The organism is Agrobacterium sp. D14 (assembly GCF_001526505.1).
Lineage (GTDB): Bacteria > Pseudomonadota > Alphaproteobacteria > Rhizobiales > Rhizobiaceae > Agrobacterium > Agrobacterium leguminum.
The window spans coordinates 189,876-207,604 of record NZ_ASXX01000042.1; the positions used below are offsets into that span (position 1 = coordinate 189,876).

The following is a 17,729-nucleotide window of genomic DNA, read 5'->3' on the forward strand; positions in this document are numbered from 1 at the left end:
AATTCCACTGTCATACCTCCTGAACCTCTCGGAGCATCAAAACACATGATCAAAAAAATCGCGATCGTCGCCCTTTGCGGGACCTATCTTTCCGCCTGCACCACCACCGATCCCTATACGGGTGAGCAGAAGATGTCGAACACGGCGGGCGGCGCCGGCATCGGCGCCGTGGTCGGTGCTCTCGGTGGTCTGGCTGTCGGCGGTTCGCCGACCGGTCGCCGCAATGCCGCGCTTATCGGTGCGGGCATCGGCGCGCTCGCCGGCGGCGCTATCGGCAATTACATGGATGGCCAGGAAGCCGAGCTTCGCGCCCAGCTTCAGGGAACCGGCGTTTCGGTTACCCGCCGTGGCGACAGCATCGTTCTCAACATGCCGTCGAACATCACCTTCGCGACGGACCAGGATCAGGTCATCCCGCCATTCTATCAGACGCTCGATTCTGTCGCTATTGTGCTGAACAAGTTCAACCGGACGCTCATCGATATCAACGGCCATACCGATTCCACCGGCAGCGCGGGTTACAATCAGGGCCTTTCGGAGCGCCGTGCCGCATCGGTCGCCAATTATCTCGGCGCGCGCGGCGTCGATCAGCGCCGTATTTCGACGCTCGGCTTCGGCCCGTCGCAGCCGATCGCCTCGAATGCAACGCCGGATGGTCGCGCCCAGAACCGTCGCGTCGAGGTGCTGATTTCGCCGCTCAAGGGCTGATTGGGTGATGAAAAGCTGAGTGGAAGCGGCTCAGCTCTTTCGTTCAGCGATGAATCTGGCGGCCGCGATAAGAATCGCGGCCTTTTCGCCATAAGGGGCAAGGAGTTCGCTGGCTTCCGCCACTTGCTCCCGCAGCTGGCTGCGCGCCCAGTCCTCGCCGCGCAGTGCCACAAGCGTTCCCTTGCCGCGCGCGGCGTCCTTGCCGGTTGCCTTGCCCATGGTGGCGGCATCGGCCGTCAAATCCAGAAGGTCGTCGGCAAGCTGGAAGGCGAGGCCGATCTTTTCGCCGAAGAGACGCAGCCTTTGCCTTTCGGAAACATCGCTGCCGGCGATAATTGGGCCCGCTTCGCAGGCAAAACGCAGCAGTGCACCGGTTTTCATAGCCTGCAATGTAATGACGCCGGCTTCATCGGGTGCTTTTTTCTCAGCAGCGAGATCGAGCGCCTGGCCGCCGGCCATGCCGCCGATGCCCGCCGCGCGGGCAAGCGAGAGTACGAGCGCGGCCTTGCGCTCGGCCGCAAGCGGATTTTCGTCCGAGGCGATGATATCGAAGGCAAGTGTCAGCAGGCTGTCGCCGGCGAGAATAGCGGTCGCCTCATCGAATTTGCGATGCACGGTCGGCTGGCCGCGGCGCAGGTCGTCATCGTCCATGGCCGGCAGATCGTCATGAACAAGCGAATAACAATGGAGGCATTCCAGTGCCGCGCCGACATAAAGGGCGGCTTCGGCATTCCCGCCCGCAAGGGCGGCACTTTCGATGACGAGGAAGGGCCGCAGGCGTTTACCGCCGTTCAACACGCCGTGGCGCATGGCGTCGAGCAGGTTTTGCGGGCGCGTGATCTCATCCGCGCGGGTTTCGCCGGAAAGCAGGCGGCCAAGCAGGGCTTCGGTTTTGGCCGCGTTTTCGCGCAGCTTCGTTTCGAAATTTGTCATCGCAGCGTCCATGCCGCGCTCTTTGGCATGCCGCGCGAATGCAGGCAAACCTTTTCGTGATTCCAGAGGTGCAACTATTTGAGTGGACTCGCCTTGAAGGCGGCAATGGACTATGAAAGGCTTCAATTGGTGCGGGGCTTTGACGAATATTGAGCAGTACGCCTGAAAGCGACGCAGATTACGCCGTGCTGGCGGAAGACCGGAGCAGTCCGAAGGTGGATTTTCGCACGTTGGCAAAGCGTATCGTCATGACCTTGCTGGCTTTGCTGATCCTGCCCTATCTGCTGATTCCGGTTTATGCGCTGCCGTTTATCCGGCCGGTCTCGACGCTGATGCTCGCCGATCTGGTGACCCTGCAGGGATATGACCGGCGCTGGGTGCCGCTTGAGGATATTTCGCCGCGCCTTGTGCAATCCGTGATGATGTCCGAGGACGGGCAATTCTGTTTCCATGGCGGCGTGGACTGGAACCAGATGCAATCCGTGGTCAGCAATGCGCTCGACGGGGCTTCCACCCGCGGTGCAAGCACCATTCCGATGCAGACGGCCAAGAACCTGTTTTTATGGAACGGACGTTCGTTTTTGCGCAAAGGGCTGGAACTGCCGCTGGCGATTACCGCCGATTTCGTCTGGTCGAAAAAACGGATGATGGAGATTTATCTCAACGTTGCCGAATGGGGACCGGGCATTTATGGAATCGAGGCTGCCGCCCAGCACCATTTCAAGGTGCCGGCCGCGAAACTCAGCTCCCGTCAGGCGGCGTTGCTGGCTGTGTCATTACCCAATCCAATCGACCGCGTCGCCAGCAAGCCGGGACGCGGGCTGCAACGGCTTGCCGGCCTTATCGAACGGCGCGCCCGCGCTTCCGGCGGCTATGTCGGCTGCGTGCTGGATTGACCCCGGCGCGCCGCTTCAGCCTTTCTTGAAAATATAGTCGGTTTCCTGACGCAGGGTTTCACCCGGCCGCAGGATGGCGTGCGGAAAATCCGGGTGGTTGACGGCGTCGGGCCAAATCTGCGTTTCCAGGCAGAAACCGGCAAAGGGGCCGTAGTGACGGCCATCGAGGCCGGGAACCGGAACGTCCAGTTTGAAGGCCGAATAAAACTGCACACCGGGTTCGGTGGTGTGAACCTCAAGGGCGATATCGGAGGCCGGCGAATAGGCGCGGGCAACCTTGCGCTTGGCGCGGCGCTCGGGCGACAGGCAGAAATTGTGGTCGTAGAGGACCTGCTCGCCATTCTCCTTGCGCCGCATCGGTGTCGGGTGGCGCAGGTCGAAGACGGTGCCTTCGACGGAGCGGATTTCGCCCGTCGGTATCTGCTTGTCATTGGTGGGCAGGTAAAAATCAGCCGCGATGCTGATCTCATGCCCAAGTGCGGTGTCTGCGCCATCGAGATTGAAATAGGAATGCTGGCAGACATTGGCGATGGTCGGCTTGTCGGTCACCGTTTCATAGACCACCGAAAGCACGCCGCCGTCGAGAATCGTATAGGTGGCCGTGACCGTGCAATTGCCGGGATAACCGGCGCGGCCATCGGGGTCGATGATCTGCAGAACCGCATGGCTTTCGCCATGTTCCATCAGCATCCAGTTGCGCTTGCCCATGCCGTCGCTGCCGCCATGCAGGTGGGTTACGCCCTTTTCGTTCAGTTCCAGCTGGTATTCGTGTCCGTCGATGGAGAACCGGCCGTCACCGACCCGGTTGGCATTCCGGCCGGGGGTGGCGCCGAAATAGGAAGAATATTTGTAGTCCTCGAATTTATCGAAGCCGAGAACGAGCGGCGGCTGGTGTCCCTCGAGGCGCAGATCCTGAATGACCGCGCCCCAGGTGATGACCTTGGCCGTCAGTCCGTCTTTCGAGATGGTGACGCGTTCGACCTTTTCGCCGGTCGCCGTGAAACCGAAATTCTCCCGCGCCGCCGCGTCGCTCATCTCGTCATTCTCCCTGGTGTTGCGAATTGCCGGGCGGACGTTGCGTCATTTTCCGGCAATTCGCAATCCCGCAATTCAAAGCATGTCTCCCAAAAGTGTGCCGCGGTTTTGGGAAAAAGACATGCTTAAAACAGAACGAAAGCGCGTCGCATGCGTTCGATAAAACGCGACGCGCTTTACGCCGCCAGTTGCCCGATGGCTTCGAGATCGTAGGGTGTCGTCTGGTATATCTCGTTGATCCAGTTGCCGAAAAACAGATGGGCATGGCTGCGCCAGCGGTTGAGCGGAGCGAGCTCCGGGTCGTTGTGCGGAAAATAATCATGCGGCAGCTTGATGGGCACGCCGGCATTCGCGTCACGGAAATACTCGTCCGAAAGCGATGTCGAATCATATTCGACATGGTTGAACATATAGAGCCGGTTGCCCTCTTTCTCATGCACCAGACAAACGCCCATTTCCTCGGATTCCATCAGGATTTCGAGTCTCGGATGTTTTTCGATATCGGCACGGCGTACTTCCGTCCAGCGCGAGACCGGGACCTGGAAATCATCCGAAAAGCCGTTCAGATAGATCGATGAGGGGCAGAGATTGCGGTGACGGTAGACCCCGAAAGCCTTTTCCTTCAGCTCGTGCTTCGGCACGCCGTGGAAATGATAGATGGCGGCCATCGCGCCCCAGCAGACATTCAGCGTCGAATGGACGTTGGTTTGCGTCCATTCGAAAATTTGTCGCATTTCGTTCCAGTAGGTCACGTCTTCATAGGCCAGCGTCTCCACGGGCGCGCCGGTAATGATGAAACCGTCGAACTTGCGGTGGCGCACTTCCTCCCACGTCTCGTAGAAGGACAGAAGATGTTCTTCCGGCGTGTTCTTGGCGCGATGGCCGCCGATCCGCACCAGCGACAGCTCCACCTGCAGCGGCGAGGCGCCGACGAGGCGCGCCATCTGGATTTCCGTCTTGATCTTGTTCGGCATGAGGTTGAGAAGCCCGATCTGGAGCGGGCGGATATCCTGCCGGATGGCCGCCGTTTCGGTCATGACCCGCACGCCCTCATGAACGAGGGTCTCAAAAGCGGGAAGCGTATCGGGAATCTTGATCGGCATGTCGAACTCTCTTTTCCGGATCACGTAAAGAACGTTGCGAAAACAAAAAAACCGGCAGCGAAATCGCGACCGGTCCCAGGAAATTGCCCTTTTCCTCGACCCTTTAGCGACTTCTTTAAAGTGGCTGCAAGCCGGTCGGCAAATCACCACTGAGGCGTTTCATAATCCCGAAGCCGGCGAAAATCAATATAGGCCGATTTCATCGGGTTTCCGCTTTCCATTTTTGGCCGAGGTGCGATAAGGCAGGGCATGGATAAAGAGCGCTTCACCATTCTGCTTGGCGGCGATGTCACGGTAACCGACCGTCTGCAAGAGGCGGTCGCGGACAGCCGTGTGATTGCGGCCGATGGCGGCATGCGCCATGCCGGGCCGCTTGGCCTTGCGCCGGAGTTGTGGGTCGGGGATTTCGATTCCGCCAGCAAAGAGTTGCTGGAGGCCTGGCCCGATGTAGCGCGGCAGCCATACCCGGTCGCAAAGGCGGTGACGGATGGTGAGATCGCGGTATCGGAAGCTCTCTCCCGTGGCGCGCATTCGCTGGTGCTTGTCGGTGCGCTTGGAGGCGCGAGAAGCGACCATGCGCTTCAGCACCTCCTTTACGCGGTGGCGCTCGCCGAACGTGGTATCGACGTCACGCTGACCTCCGGTGAAGAAGAGGCGCGGCCGCTGCTTGCCGGTTCGCTGGATATCGATTTGCCGCCCGCCTCGCTGTTTTCGGTTGCCGGATTTACCGCCCTTGAGGGGCTCGATATCGGCAATGTGCGTTATCCGCTGAAGGATTTCGCGCTTGCTTTCGGTTCGTCCCGCACTATTTCCAATGTCGCGAATGGCGGCCCCGTGCATTTCTCGCTGAAAAGCGGAAAAGCCATCGTGCTCGCCCGCCCTTATGATCTGACCGGAGCCTGACGCCTTGGCACCCCCAATTTTGAAACTCGATGACATCAAGCTGACCTTCGGCGTGACCCCGCTGCTCGACGGCGCCAATCTCCAGGTGGAACCGGGCGACCGCATCTGCCTTGTCGGGCGCAATGGTTCCGGCAAGTCCACCCTGATGAAGATCGCCGCGGGTCTGGTCGAGGCGCAATCGGGCGAGGTTTTCCGGCATCCGGCCGCCACCATCCGTTATCTCGAGCAGGCCCCGGATTTTGCCGGTTACGACACGGTTCAGGCCTATGCCGAAGCGGGGCTCGGCCCCGGTGACGATCCCTATCGCGTCACCTATCTTCTGGAGCATCTTGGCCTCACCGGGCAGGAACACCCTGCAAGCCTTTCCGGTGGTGAAGCGCGACGTGCGGCCCTTGCCCGCGTCATGGCGCCGGAACCCGATATCCTGATGCTGGACGAACCGACCAACCATCTCGATCTGCCCACCATCGAATGGCTTGAAAGCGAGCTGCAGCAGACGCGCAGCGCGCTGGTGCTGATTTCGCATGACCGGCGTTTTCTCGAAAAGGTCTCGACCTCGACCGTCTGGCTGGATCGTGGCCAGTCGCGGCGTCTCAGTCGCGGTTTTGCCCATTTCGAGGAATGGCGCGACAAGGTGCTGGAAGAGGAAGAACTGGAACAGCACAAGCTCGGCAAGGCCATCGAGCGCGAAGAACACTGGATGCGTTATGGCGTGACCGCAAGGCGCAAGCGCAACATGCGCCGTGTTGGCGAGCTTCAGGCCATGCGTGCGGAATATCGCGGCCATAAGGGACCGCAGGGCACGGTGCAGGCGACCGTTACCGAAGGGCGTGAATCCGGCAAGCTGGTCATCGAGGCCGAGGCCATCACCAAGGCTTACGGCGAGCGCGTGATCGTCGCGCCGTTTTCGCTGCGCGTCCATCGCGGCGATTGCATCGGCTTCGTCGGCCCGAATGGTGCCGGTAAAACCACGCTTCTGAAGATGCTCACCGGCCAGCTGGAGCCCGATAGCGGCACGGTGAAGCTCGGCACCAATCTGGAAATCGCGACGCTCGACCAGAAACGCGAGGATCTCAATCCCAACGATACGCTCGCGCATTACTGACCGATGGTCGTGGTGAAAATCTGCTGGTCAACGGCGAATTGAAGCATGTGACGGGCTATATGAAGGATTTCCTGTTCCAGCCGGAACAGGCCCGCACGCCGATCCGCAACCTTTCCGGCGGCGAGCGCGCGCGTCTTATTCTGGCGCGCATTCTGGCGCGGCCGACCAATCTTCTGATCCTCGACGAGCCGACCAACGATCTCGATATTGAAACGCTCGACCTGCTGCAGGAAATCGTTGCGGGCTTTTCCGGCACCGTTATCCTCGTCAGCCACGACCGCGATTTCCTCGACCGCACCGTCACCTCCACCATCGCGCCCGTCAATCCGGATGAGCCGGACGGACGATGGATCGAATATGCCGGTGGCTATTCGGACATGATGGCGCAGCGCAAGGGTGCGGCGGAAGAAAAACGCAAGGCTGAGAAACAGGAAAAGGCGAAGGCCGCACCTTCGGCCTCTGCATCGCAGGATCCTTCAAAGGCCAAGGGCAAGCTTTCCTTCAAGCAGAAATTCGCGCTCGAAAATCTTCCGAAGGAGATGGAAAAGGCGCAAGGCGAAATCGCAAAACGCGAGCAGCGCATGGCCGATCCGGAACTTTTCACAAAGGACCCGGCCGCCTTCAACACGCTGGCGCAGGAAATGTCAAAGCTGCGCGACAAGCTGGAGGCCATGGAAGAAGAATGGCTGGAACTGGAAATGCTGCGCGAGGAACTGGAGGGCTGAAGGCAATCAGTTCGCCGTTTGGCCGGTCCTCCTTCGGCCTTTGACAGAAAAGCAGAATTGCCGTTCTATGCCGGCGTTCGTTTGGAGGAGTTGTGAAAATGCGCATGATTTTCGTCAATCTGCCGGTCAAGAATATCGAGACATCAAGAAACTTCTTCACTGCTCTCGGTTTCAGCTTCAACCCGGAATATTCGGATGACCGCACGCTCTGCATGATCGTGGAAGAGAATATCTTCGTGATGCTTCTCCAGGAGGGACGTTTCCGCGATTTCATCAACGGCGACATTGCCGACGCGACGCGAACCACCGAGGTTCTGACCTGTCTTTCCGCCGGAAGCAGGGAGGAAATCGACCGGATGATCGCCACGGCGCTTGCCTCCGGCGGCAGCGGCTGGAAGCCTGTTCAGGACCATGGCTTCATGTATGCCGGCAGCTTTCAGGATCCCGACGGGCACGTCTGGGAACTGGTGCATATGACGGAGCAGGGCTGACCTCGGCCATCTTGCCAATCAGGGACGGCGGGACTACACCATCATCTTGATCTAACGGGGTGTCTTTTGCGCTTGGGTGCAAAAGGCTGAGAGGCTTGCCAACCCGAAGAACCTGATCCGGTTCATACCGGCGGAGGGATTAGACGGCTTTAACGCAGGCGGCTATTTCCCTATCGTTTTTTGAGGAGATACCCGTGCGCCGTCGTCTTTTCCTGAATTCCCTCATTGCCGCCTCGCTGTTTCTGCCCGGTCTTGCCGTTGCACAGGATAGACAGGAACTGACCGTCTACACCTATGAAAGCTTCGTTTCCGAATGGGGTCCCGGTCCCAAGGTGAAGGAGGCCTTCGAGAAGGTTTGTAATTGCACGGTCAATTTCGTCGGCGTGGCCGATGGCGTGGCGCTGCTCAATCGTCTGAAGCTTGAAGGGGCGGGGTCCAAGGCGGATGTCGTCGTCGGTCTCGACACCAATCTTGTCGCGGAAGCAAAACAGACCGGTCTATTCGATGTCAGCGGCATTGATGCATCGGCGGCCAAGGTGCCGGGCGGCTATACGGACGATGTTTTCGTTCCCTATGATTACGGTCATTTCGCTGTCATCTATGATACGCAGACGGTGAAAAACCCGCCGACGAGCCTGAAAGACCTCGTGGAAGGCGACCCCTCGCAGAAAATCGTCATTCAGGATCCGCGCACCTCCACGCCGGGGCTTGGCCTGCTGCTATGGGTGAAATCGGTTTACGGCGACAAGGCCCCGGAGGCCTGGGAAAAGCTCAGGAAGCGTATTCTCACCGTTACGCCGGGCTGGTCGGAATCCTATGGCCTCTTCACCAAGGGTGAGGTGCCGATGGTGCTCTCCTACACCACCTCGCCCGCCTATCACATGGTCGCTGAAAAAACGGATCGTTATCAGGCCGCCGCCTTTTCCGAAGGACATTACATCCAGATCGAGGTTTCCGGTCTCCTCAAAAACGCGCCGCACAAGGAACTGGCAAAGCAGTTCCTTGCTTTCACGCTGACATCCGGTTTTCAGGATGCCATTCCGGAAAACAACTGGATGATGCCGGTTGCGGCGACCTCGAAGCCCTTGCCGGAGGCGTTTTCCAAACTCGTGGTGCCGCAGAAGACTTTCCTGATGAATCCGGAAGAGGTGGCGAAGAACCGCAAGGCATGGATCGATGAATGGCTTGCCGCCATGAGCATGAATTGAGGAAGAGGCACACCCGCGCATGATGCTGCGTCGCGATTACCGGCGGTCGATCATTTTCGGAACGGCGGCTTTTGCCGCCGTTTTCCTGTTCATGGCGCTCGCGGTTGCGGCTCTCCTGTCCTTTGATGCCGGCGCGTCCGCTGCCGGCATCATGGATGCCTATACGTTGCGCATCCTGCGTTTCACGCTTTATCAGGCAACGCTTTCAACCCTTCTTTCCATTTGTCTCGGCCTGCCGGTGGCGCTGGCGCTTTGCCGTCGGCGCGAGTTTCCGGGAAGGATCTGGATCGTCAGGCTGATGGCGGTGCCGATGGGTCTGCCGGTGATCGTTGGCGCCTTCGGTATCATCACCATCTGGGGCAGGCAGGGCGTTTTGAATTCGGCCCTCGTTTTTGCCGGGGCGGATGAACCTTTCAGCATTTATGGCCTGTCCGGCATCCTCATTGCCCATGTGTTTTTTAATCTGCCGCTTTCGGTGCGGCTGATGCTGGCCGGGCTGGAGCGCATTCCGGGCGAATATTGGCGCATGGCGGCGAGCCTCGGCATGGGGCCGGTTTCGATTTTTCGTTTTATCGAATGGCCGGCGGTCGCGCGTCTCGTCCCCGGCATTGCCGGGCTTGTCTTCATGCTGTGCGCCACCAGCTTCACGCTCGTTCTTCTGTTGGGCGGCGGGCCGGCAGCAACGACGCTGGAGGTGGCAATCTATCAGGCGTTGCGCTTCGATTTCGATCCGCAGCGGGCGATTGCGCTTTCGGTTTTGCAGATTGGCCTCACCGCAATCCTGCTTGGCCTTCTTGCCTTTTTGCCGTCGCCTGAAGCGGAAATTCCCTCGCTTGGTCGTTCCCTTCGCCGTTTCGACGGAAAGGGCATCGGTGCCCGCCTCTGGGATGGGGCGGCAATCGTGTTCGCTGTTCTGCTGATCGGCCTGCCGCTTGTCGCCATCGCTGTCTCGGGTTTGAGGGCCGATCTGCCGCGTCTTCTGTCCGCGCCGATTTTCATGCGCGCGGCGGCGACCAGTCTTGCAATCGCCGCACTGTCCGCAGCCCTTGTCGTGCTTTGCTGCATGGCGATCATCGGCGCGCGCCAGGCGATAGGCTCCAGACGGCAGGCGGGGCAACCCCTGCACTTCCTCTCCGTCATGCTGGGGGCAGGGTCTTCGCTGGTGCTTTTGGTGCCGCCTGTCGTGTTGGGAAGCGGATGGTTCCTGTTATTGCGGGTTTTCGGAGATGTCAGCTTCTATGCGCCAGTTCTCGTGGCGCTCATCAATATGCTGATGGCTTTGCCGCTTGCCATGCGCGTGCTGGAGCCGGCCTGCACCAGTCATTTTTTGCGCACCGGCCGACTTTCCGCCAGTCTCGGGCTTCAGGGCCTGACGCGGCTGCGGTTCGCCGATCTTCCGGTTCTGTGGCGGCCGCTGGCCATGGCGTTTTCCTTCGCCATGGCCCTGTCTCTCGGCGATTTAGGTGCGGTTGCCCTGTTCGGATCGGAAAGTTTCGTCACCCTGCCATGGTTGGTTTATAGCAATATGGGCAGCTATCGTACCAATGACGCCGCCGGTTATGCCTTCCTTCTCGGTATCGTCTGCCTGCTGCTTGCCGCAGGCGGTGTTGCACGGCAATCCCAATCAGCAAGGGCGAGCATATGACAGGCGATGATTTTGCCGTTGAACTGGACAAGGTCAGGCTGCGGCTTGGAACACAGGATTTCGACCTCGATTGCGCATTCCCGCAGAGCCGGATAACCGCCGTCGTCGGCGCGTCCGGTTCGGGCAAGTCGACGCTTCTCAACCTCGTCGCCGGTTTCGAGGCGCCGGATTCCGGCCGTGTGATGATCGGCGGGCAGGACATGACGGCGCTCGATCCTTCGGAAAGACCGGTCTCATCGATCTTTCAGGATAATAATCTGTTTGCGCATCTCGATATCTTCACCAATGTCGCTCTCGGTGTCAGCCCCGGGCTGAAATTGCGGGTGGAAGACCGGGAACGGATTGAGATGGCGCTTGCACGTGTCGGTCTGGCGGGTTTCGACAAACGTTTGCCGGGCACGCTTTCCGGCGGAGAAAGGCAGAGGGCGGCGCTGGCGCGTGCGCTGGTCAGGAAAAAACCAGTCATGCTGCTCGACGAGCCCTTTGCCGCACTCGATCCGGGACTGCGGGCGGGCATGACCTCCCTGCTTCTCGACTTGCATGGAGAAACAAAAAACACGGTGATTATTGTCACCCACCATCCCGAAGACATAAAGAAGTTGGCGCAGCAGGTGGTTTTTCTTGATCGCGGCCGGGTTGTCTATGTCGGCCCGACCGCAGATTTCTTCGCCACACAAAATGTGAAGGCGGTGGACAGTTTTCTGAACGGGTGATCGCCTTATTTTCGACGTGTGCCGCTGGCAATCGCTTTAGATGACTTCAATGGCGCTAATTTGCACTTGCCAGTTTCAAGTTGTTGCCCGAGAAAAGATGGGAATTATTGCGTTCTTCAGGAATAATCCGGACTTGATGGATCGTTTTTACCGTTTCGGCATTCATCGCCCGTTGGGGCGAATCTGTTATTCTGGTCTGCAATTAACGGATGATCAGGAACGTTAGGGGCAGGCATAGAGAATGAGAAATAGCATGACTGCACAGTGGAGGCTCTTCTCCCGTTCAGGCCTTCGCCGTTCGGGCAGGATGGCTGCCGCCTGTTCCGTGCTGACCGCGTCTGCGGTGTTCCTGTCGTCGTGCCAGTCTCTCTTCAGCCCGGCCTACCAGTCCACCCTGCGCCCGTCGGATAATCCGCAGACTGTGGAAGAGGTGCAGAAGAACGATCCTCGCGCCCAGATGGGCGCGCGCGAGCATCCGCGCATCGTGGCGAGTTATGGCGGTGAATATCGTGACGCCAAGACGGAACGGCTTGTCGCGCGCATTGCCGGTGCGCTGACCGCCGTTTCGGAAAATCCGCAACAGTCTTACCGCATCACCATCCTCAACTCACCGGCCATCAACGCCTTTGCGCTGCCGGGTGGATATCTTTACGTGACGCGCGGGCTTCTGGCGCTTGCCAACGATGCTTCGGAAGTGGCCGCCGTGCTTTCGCATGAGATGGGCCATGTCACCGCCAATCACGGCATCGAACGCCAGCGCCGCGAAGAGGCGGAGGTGATTGCCAGCCGCGTGGTGGCCGAAGTGCTGTCGAGCGATCTTGCCGGCAAGCAGGCGCTTGCGCGCGGCAAGCTACGGCTCGCGGCCTTTTCGCGCCAGCAGGAATTGCAGGCGGATGTGATCGGCGTGCGGATGCTGGGCGAGGCCGGTTACGACCCCTTCGCCTCGCCGCGTTTTCTGGATTCCATGGCGGCTTATGCGCGGTTCTCTTCGGCTGATCCCGAAAACGACCAGAGCCTCGACTTCCTTTCCAGCCACCCCAACACGCCGCAGCGCATCGAGCTTGCGCGCCGTCATGCCCGCGCCTTCGGTCAGGACGGTCAGGTCGGGGATCGTGGTCGCGACTGGTTTCTGGATGGCATAGACGGCCTGCTTTATGGCGATAGCCCGCAGGAAGGTTATGTCCGCGGCCAGACGTTCCTGCACGGAACGCTCGGCATTCGTTTCGATGTGCCGGAAGGTTTCGTCATCGACAACAAGGTCGAAGCCGTTCTGGCGACGGGACCGGGCGATATGGCGATCCGTTTCGACGGCGTCGCCGATCCGAAACAGACGAGCCTTGCCAATTACCTGACCAGCGGCTGGGTTGCCGGCCTGTTGCCGGAAACTGTCAAGGAAACCCAGATCAATGGTCTGGAGGCTGCGACAGCCCGGGCAAGTGCGGATAAATGGGACTTCGACGTGACCGTCATTCGTGTCGGCCAGCAGATATTCCGTTTCCTGACCGCCGTGCCGAAGGGTAATACGCAGCTCGATTCCATCGCCAATACATTGCGCACCAGCTTCCGCAAGATGACGCCGCAGGAAATCGCCTCGCTGAAGCCGCTCAGGGTGCGGGTGGTGACGGTGAAGCCCGGTGAAACCGTGGCGACGATGGCGGCGCGGATGATGGGAACCGACCGTAAGCTCGACATGTTCCGCATGATCAATGCCATGAGCGCCACGGCCACCATCCAGCCGGGTCAACGGGTGAAGATCATTTCTGAATGAGCTGACGGCCTCTCATTCACCGGTTGCCTGAGACAGGTAGGCGTGAACGAGTACAATCATTTCCCATCTGACTTTGGGCGACTGCAATTCTCCGCGGCGGGCGGCATTGTGAATGATGCCGTCAATGGCATCGGATACGATCAGCGCCGCGGTTCTGCTTTCGCCCTTTGTGCCGGCCGTCATATGTGCCGCGATCGCTGCAGCGTAGAGACCGAGATATTCCTGTTCGAAAACGCTGTTGGGATCGTTCGTCCCTTCGTGGCTGGGCGCATCGTCCAGAAGGACCTTGTGAAGACCGGGATGGATGCTGTGGACCCCGATCATGCCGGTCACGAGCTCTTCCACGAATCTAGCAAGCGATTGCCGCTTTTGCGAGACGCTCTTCATGACGGAGAGACAGTCTTCGAGGTGACGATGGCGCACGGCTTCCACGATTGAAATCTTGTCCGGGAAATATTGATAGAGCGAGCCGATGCTGACGCCAGCCGTTTCGGCGACCCTGTTCGTGGTAAAACCCGCCCAGCCGTGATCGCTCAAAATGCGAGCCGCCGCGTGAATGACGGCATCGACCGTGGCCCGCGAACGCTCCTGACGCGGCTCCTTGCGCATCTCGGTCTTCCGCTTTGCAATGCGAGTAGACAAGACACCCTCCATGGCGAAAATATAAACATAGTGCTCACATTTTTCAGATGTAAAGGATATTGTGATGAGGGATCTGCTCAGGAGCCTGCTCGGCTATCACCAATGGGCGAACAGGGACTTGTTCGAGAAGCTGAAACACCTCGATTCCGTCCAAAATGCATCCCAACGGCACACGGCAATCCGGCTGATCAATCACTATTACGTCGTCGCGAGGATTTTTTCGGGTCACCTCACCGGAACGGCACATGGCTTTCTCTCGGATAATACCGAGGCAACGCCGCAGCTGGATGATCTTGCGAAGGATGTCGCCGCTCTCGATGGCTGGTATCTCGATTATCTCGAGAAAACATCGCCGGTATCGCTTGGCGAATTCGTCGCCTTCACCTTCACGGACGGGGACAAGGGTTACATGTCCCGCGCTGAGATGATCTCACATATGGTCCTGCATGCGGGCATTCACAGAGGCGAGGTCGCGCGTATTCTGAGCCAGCTCTCCATCACGCCGCCTTGGGATACTTTTGCCGTGTTTCTGCACGGCACGCAGCCGCAGCGGCGTTTGCAGGGGCTATAATAAAAAGCCACCCGCCCCTGTGGGGACGGGTGGCTTTCCTGAAACGATGGCCTCAGGAGCTTATTGCCACTCACGTACGTCGACGAAATGACCGGCGATCGCCGCCGCCGCCGCCATGGCGGGGGAGACGAGGTGGGTGCGGCTCTTATAGCCCTGACGGCCTTCGAAATTGCGGTTCGAGGTGGAGGCGCAGCGTTCGCCGGGTTTCAGGCGGTCGTCATTCATGGCAAGGCACATGGAGCAGCCTGGCTCGCGCCATTCGAAACCGGCTTCGAGGAAAATCTTGTCCAGACCTTCCTTTTCCGCCTGTTCCTTCACGAGACCGGAGCCGGGCACGATCATGGCCGAAACGGTGGGAGCGACTTTGCGGCCGTCGACGATCTTCGCCGCCGCGCGCAAATCCTCGATGCGACCGTTAGTGCAGGAGCCGATGAAGACACGGTCGATGGCGATATCGGTGATGCGCGTGCCGGGCTTGAGACCCATGTAGTCAAGCGCACGCCACTTGGAAGCGCGCTTGTTTTCTTCCTCGATGTCATCGGGATTGGGAACAATGCCTTCAACGGAAGTCACGTCTTCCGGAGACGAGCCCCAGGAGACGATGGGCGGCAGGTTGGCCGCATCCAGAATGACCACCTTGTCATAATGGGCGCCTTCGTCGGATTTCAGCGTTTTCCAATAGGCGATGGCCTGTTCCAGCGTTTCGCCCTTCGGCGAGCGCGGCTTGTCCTTGATGTAATCGAAGGTGGTTTCGTCAGGTGCGATAAGACCCGCACGGGCGCCGCCCTCGATGGTCATGTTGCAGACCGTCATGCGGCCTTCCATGGAGAGCGAACGGATTGCCTCGCCGGCAAATTCGATCACGTGGCCGGTGCCGCCAGCCGTGCCGATCTCGCCGATAATGGCGAGGATAATGTCCTTGGCGGTAACGCCATCAGGGATTTTGCCGTCGACACGCACCAGCATGTTCTTGGCTTTCTTCTGGATCAGCGTCTGGGTCGCCAGAACATGCTCCACTTCCGAGGTGCCGATGCCATGCGCCAGTGCGCCAAAGGCGCCGTGGGTCGAGGTGTGGCTGTCACCGCACACGATCGTCATGCCCGGCAGGGTGAAGCCCTGTTCGGGGCCGACGATGTGAACGATGCCCTGGCGCTTGTCGCGCTCGGAATAATATTCGACGCCGAAATCCTTGGCGTTCTGCGCAAGCGCTTCCACCTGAATGCGGCTTTCCTCGTTCTTGATGCCTTCCAGACGGTCGGCCGTGGTCGGAACGTTATGATCGACGACGGCCAGAGTGCGGGCAGGTGAGTGCACAGGGCGACCGGCCATGCGCAGGCCTTCGAAGGCCTGCGGGCTCGTCACCTCATGGACGAGGTGACGGTCGATGTAGAGAAGACAGGTTCCGTCCGGGTCACGATTGACGACGTGGTCGTCCCAGATCTTGTCATATAAGGTGCGGGGTGCGCTCATGGCTCTATGCCTTGTCATGGAAAAGGGTAATCAGGGTTCAGAAAGGCGTGGACAGCGGTGCTGTCAGGCGAGCCTAAGTCGGCTGGTGAGCGCCCCGGAAACACGCGCAAAGAACCGTGCCGGCAGACGCTTGTGGTCCTGCAGCACATAAACATTCTGCGCGAGACATCCGAATTTAGATCCCATGGCAGCCTTCATAGCAGATCGCCGGTTTTACGGCAATATCAATGCGCATAGCCCGGAACGCGACGGCTTGGCATTTTCTATATGCACTGCATCACGGTTGAAGGCCCGTAACGGCCCCGTCCTGCTGGCGTTCTCCAATGGTTATGATGCAATGCAACTTGCGTATTTTGCGATGCACATATAGATGGGTTCCCTTATCATTTGCGTTTCGACGAGAAATCGAAGGGAGGGAAAAGCATATGGTATCCGAAAAAGCCCTTATCTCGAAGATCACCTGGCGGCTGATGCCGTTTCTTGGCCTTCTCTATCTCATCGCTTATATCGATCGCCAGAATGTCAGCTATGCCAAGCTGCAGATGGTCGATGCGCTGAGCCTCAGCGAATATGCCTACGGTCTTGGCGCTTCGCTGTTCTTCATCGGTTACTTCATCTTCGAAGTGCCGAGCAACCTGTTCCTCAATCGTTTCGGCGCCAGCAAATGGTTCGCCCGCATTCTGGTTTCCTGGGGCGCCGTCACCATCGCGCTTGCCTATACGCAGAACGCCACGATGTTTTACATCCTGCGCTTCCTGCTCGGGCTTTGCGAAGCGGGCTTCTTCCCCGGTGTGCTCTTCCTGATGACGCTCTGGTTCCCGCGCGATTATCGCGGCCGCATGATCGGCCTGTTCATGATTTTCAGCGCGCTTGCCAATGCCATCGGCGCACCGCTCGGCGGCATGCTGCTCGATCTGGATGGTTTCCTCGGTTATGCCGGATGGGAATGGGTATTCCTCGCCACGGGTATCCCGGCCGTCATCGCCGGCATCGTCACCTTCTTTTATCTCGACGATACTCCGGAAAAGGCGAAGTTTCTGACGCAGGATGAGAAAAACTGGTTGAAGAACCGGCTGACCGAAGAAAACAAGGGCATGGAAGAGCATGCGGAGGACGGCTTCAAGGCGCTGGTCAATCCGCGCGTTCTGTTCATGGCCCTCTGCTATGTCGGCTTTCCGCTGGCGGCCTATGGTCTCAGCTATTGGCTTCCGACCATCGTGAAGAGCTTCGGCGTTTCCAACACCGCCAATGGCTTCATCAACATCATCCCCTGGGTGATCGTGGCCATCGCCCTGTTCGTTGTGCCCCTGGCCGCCGACAAGGCAAAGAACAAGACGCCCTATATCGTCGGTCCTGCCTTCATCGGCGCCCTTTGCCTGTTGATGTCGGCATTGCTGAGCGATCCGGTCTTGCAGTTCGCCTTCCTCTGCATCGCCGCCGCAGGCATCTTTGCCGGCCAGCCGGTGTTCTGGAGCCTGCCCGGCCGCTTCCTCAAGGGAGCAGGTGCGGCCGCCGGCATCGCCGCGATCAATTCCGTCGGCAATCTGGGTGGCTTCGTGGCGCAGAATGTGGTGCCCTGGATCAAGGATCAGACTGGCAGCACCATTGCGCCGATGTTCTTCCTTGCTTTCTGCCTGGCGCTTGCCGGGGTGCTGGTCATCGTCGCAACGCGTAGAATGGGTACTCAGGTCAAGGTTGCCTGACTTTGGAAGATTGCGACGGCTGACATGAAGTGCCGGCGGTCGCATATGTAAAAAATCGTGGCCCGGATGTTTCCGGGCCACGATTTTTTTAAGCGGCAAATAATGAAATT

General features: G+C 59.1%; 15 protein-coding genes, 1 pseudogene and 2 riboswitches. Of the genes and pseudogenes, 11 read left to right on the top strand and 5 right to left on the bottom strand.

Annotated elements, in window-relative coordinates:
- Window positions 1–45 precede the first annotated feature (45 nt).
- Entirely contained in the window at window positions 46–708 is a 663-nt protein-coding gene (locus L901_RS20255; protein WP_003520323.1) for an OmpA family protein, read from the top strand.
- Window positions 709–738: 30 nt separating this feature from the next.
- On the opposite strand, the gene L901_RS20260 is transcribed toward L901_RS20255, so the two are convergent.
- Complete coding sequence (locus L901_RS20260; RefSeq protein ID WP_059760040.1) at window positions 739–1,653, bottom strand: polyprenyl synthetase family protein; 915 nt, start codon at window positions 1,651–1,653, stop codon at window positions 739–741.
- Window positions 1,654–1,889: 236 nt separating this feature from the next.
- Here L901_RS20260 and mtgA point away from each other — a divergent pair, with 236 nt between their 5' ends.
- Complete coding sequence (mtgA, locus tag L901_RS20265) at window positions 1,890–2,537, top strand: monofunctional biosynthetic peptidoglycan transglycosylase (RefSeq protein ID WP_212541174.1); 648 nt, start codon at window positions 1,890–1,892, stop codon at window positions 2,535–2,537.
- Between the two features lie 15 nt (window positions 2,538–2,552).
- On the opposite strand, the gene L901_RS20270 is transcribed toward mtgA, so the two are convergent.
- The gene (locus L901_RS20270) at window positions 2,553–3,572 is read right to left on the bottom strand and encodes an aldose epimerase family protein (RefSeq protein WP_059759825.1); all 1,020 of its coding nucleotides are present in this window, start codon (window positions 3,570–3,572) and stop codon (window positions 2,553–2,555) included.
- A 176-nt stretch (window positions 3,573–3,748) separates the two neighbouring features.
- The gene (metA, locus tag L901_RS20275) at window positions 3,749–4,675 is read right to left on the bottom strand and encodes a homoserine O-succinyltransferase (protein WP_059759827.1); all 927 of its coding nucleotides are present in this window, start codon (window positions 4,673–4,675) and stop codon (window positions 3,749–3,751) included.
- An 83-nt stretch (window positions 4,676–4,758) separates the two neighbouring features.
- Window positions 4,759–4,835: riboswitch (SAM riboswitch) on the bottom strand.
- An 89-nt stretch (window positions 4,836–4,924) separates the two neighbouring features.
- Between metA and L901_RS20280 the strand changes: the two genes are divergently transcribed.
- The 7 genes and pseudogenes from L901_RS20280 to L901_RS20310 all read left to right on the top strand — a co-directional run bounded on the left by L901_RS20280 (window position 4,925) and on the right by L901_RS20310 (window position 13,233).
- Window positions 4,925–5,578, top strand: coding sequence for a thiamine diphosphokinase (locus tag L901_RS20280; protein WP_059759829.1), 654 nt, complete (start codon window positions 4,925–4,927; stop codon window positions 5,576–5,578).
- 4 nt (window positions 5,579–5,582) lie between these two features.
- Window positions 5,583–7,408, top strand: a pseudogene (locus tag L901_RS27885) (ABC-F family ATP-binding cassette domain-containing protein).
- Between the two features lie 98 nt (window positions 7,409–7,506).
- A complete protein-coding gene (locus L901_RS20290) occupies window positions 7,507–7,899 on the top strand; it encodes a VOC family protein (RefSeq protein WP_003520331.1) in 393 nt (130 codons plus the stop codon).
- Between the two features lie 45 nt (window positions 7,900–7,944).
- Window positions 7,945–8,055, top strand: a riboswitch (TPP riboswitch).
- Window positions 8,056–8,093: 38 nt separating this feature from the next.
- Window positions 8,094–9,107, top strand: coding sequence for a thiamine ABC transporter substrate binding subunit (gene thiB / locus L901_RS20295; RefSeq protein ID WP_059759831.1), 1,014 nt, complete (start codon window positions 8,094–8,096; stop codon window positions 9,105–9,107).
- Between the two features lie 19 nt (window positions 9,108–9,126).
- Complete coding sequence (gene thiP / locus L901_RS20300; RefSeq protein WP_059759833.1) at window positions 9,127–10,752, top strand: thiamine/thiamine pyrophosphate ABC transporter permease ThiP; 1,626 nt, start codon at window positions 9,127–9,129, stop codon at window positions 10,750–10,752.
- Window positions 10,749–11,465, top strand: coding sequence for an ATP-binding cassette domain-containing protein (locus L901_RS20305; protein WP_059759834.1), 717 nt, complete (start codon window positions 10,749–10,751; stop codon window positions 11,463–11,465). The genes thiP and L901_RS20305 overlap by 4 nt, the downstream gene beginning before the upstream one ends.
- A 307-nt stretch (window positions 11,466–11,772) precedes the next feature.
- A complete protein-coding gene (locus tag L901_RS20310; RefSeq protein ID WP_020010815.1) occupies window positions 11,773–13,233 on the top strand; it encodes a M48 family metalloprotease in 1,461 nt (486 codons plus the stop codon).
- A gap of 12 nt (window positions 13,234–13,245) precedes the next feature.
- Here L901_RS20310 and L901_RS20315 read toward each other — a convergent pair whose 3' ends face one another.
- The gene (locus L901_RS20315; RefSeq protein ID WP_059759836.1) at window positions 13,246–13,842 is read right to left on the bottom strand and encodes a TetR/AcrR family transcriptional regulator; all 597 of its coding nucleotides are present in this window, start codon (window positions 13,840–13,842) and stop codon (window positions 13,246–13,248) included.
- Window positions 13,843–13,939: 97 nt separating this feature from the next.
- On the opposite strand from L901_RS20315, the gene L901_RS20320 reads away from it, so the two are divergent.
- Window positions 13,940–14,446, top strand: a complete 507-nt coding sequence (locus L901_RS20320) for a DinB family protein (protein WP_059759838.1) — start codon at window positions 13,940–13,942, stop codon at window positions 14,444–14,446.
- Window positions 14,447–14,506: 60 nt separating this feature from the next.
- On the opposite strand, the gene leuC is transcribed toward L901_RS20320, so the two are convergent.
- Complete coding sequence (gene leuC, locus L901_RS20325; protein ID WP_059759840.1) at window positions 14,507–15,916, bottom strand: 3-isopropylmalate dehydratase large subunit; 1,410 nt, start codon at window positions 15,914–15,916, stop codon at window positions 14,507–14,509.
- A gap of 425 nt (window positions 15,917–16,341) precedes the next feature.
- Between leuC and L901_RS20330 the strand changes: the two genes are divergently transcribed.
- Window positions 16,342–17,619: an MFS transporter gene (locus L901_RS20330; RefSeq protein WP_059759842.1), complete on the top strand. Its 1,278-nt coding sequence runs from the start codon at window positions 16,342–16,344 to the stop codon at window positions 17,617–17,619.
- Window positions 17,620–17,729: the final 110 nt, after the last annotated feature.

What these genes read in the sequence shown, in the direction of transcription:
- L901_RS20255 (WP_003520323.1), top strand. Translation starts at nt 46, where the DNA reads ATGATCAAAAAAATCGCGATCGTCGCCCTTTGCGGGACCTATCTTTCC.
- L901_RS20260 (WP_059760040.1), bottom strand. Translation starts at nt 1,653, where the DNA reads ATGGACGCTGCGATGACAAATTTCGAAACGAAGCTGCGCGAAAACGCG.
- mtgA (WP_212541174.1), top strand. Translation starts at nt 1,890, where the DNA reads ATGACCTTGCTGGCTTTGCTGATCCTGCCCTATCTGCTGATTCCGGTT.
- L901_RS20270 (WP_059759825.1), bottom strand. Translation starts at nt 3,572, where the DNA reads ATGAGCGACGCGGCGGCGCGGGAGAATTTCGGTTTCACGGCGACCGGC.
- metA (WP_059759827.1), bottom strand. Translation starts at nt 4,675, where the DNA reads ATGCCGATCAAGATTCCCGATACGCTTCCCGCTTTTGAGACCCTCGTT.
- L901_RS20280 (WP_059759829.1), top strand. Translation starts at nt 4,925, where the DNA reads ATGGATAAAGAGCGCTTCACCATTCTGCTTGGCGGCGATGTCACGGTA.
- L901_RS20290 (WP_003520331.1), top strand. Translation starts at nt 7,507, where the DNA reads ATGCGCATGATTTTCGTCAATCTGCCGGTCAAGAATATCGAGACATCA.
- thiP (WP_059759833.1), top strand. Translation starts at nt 9,127, where the DNA reads ATGATGCTGCGTCGCGATTACCGGCGGTCGATCATTTTCGGAACGGCG.
- L901_RS20305 (WP_059759834.1), top strand. Translation starts at nt 10,749, where the DNA reads ATGACAGGCGATGATTTTGCCGTTGAACTGGACAAGGTCAGGCTGCGG.
- L901_RS20310 (WP_020010815.1), top strand. Translation starts at nt 11,773, where the DNA reads ATGGCTGCCGCCTGTTCCGTGCTGACCGCGTCTGCGGTGTTCCTGTCG.
- L901_RS20315 (WP_059759836.1), bottom strand. Translation starts at nt 13,842, where the DNA reads ATGCGCAAGGAGCCGCGTCAGGAGCGTTCGCGGGCCACGGTCGATGCC.
- L901_RS20320 (WP_059759838.1), top strand. Translation starts at nt 13,940, where the DNA reads ATGAGGGATCTGCTCAGGAGCCTGCTCGGCTATCACCAATGGGCGAAC.
- leuC (WP_059759840.1), bottom strand. Translation starts at nt 15,916, where the DNA reads ATGAGCGCACCCCGCACCTTATATGACAAGATCTGGGACGACCACGTC.
- L901_RS20330 (WP_059759842.1), top strand. Translation starts at nt 16,342, where the DNA reads ATGGTATCCGAAAAAGCCCTTATCTCGAAGATCACCTGGCGGCTGATG.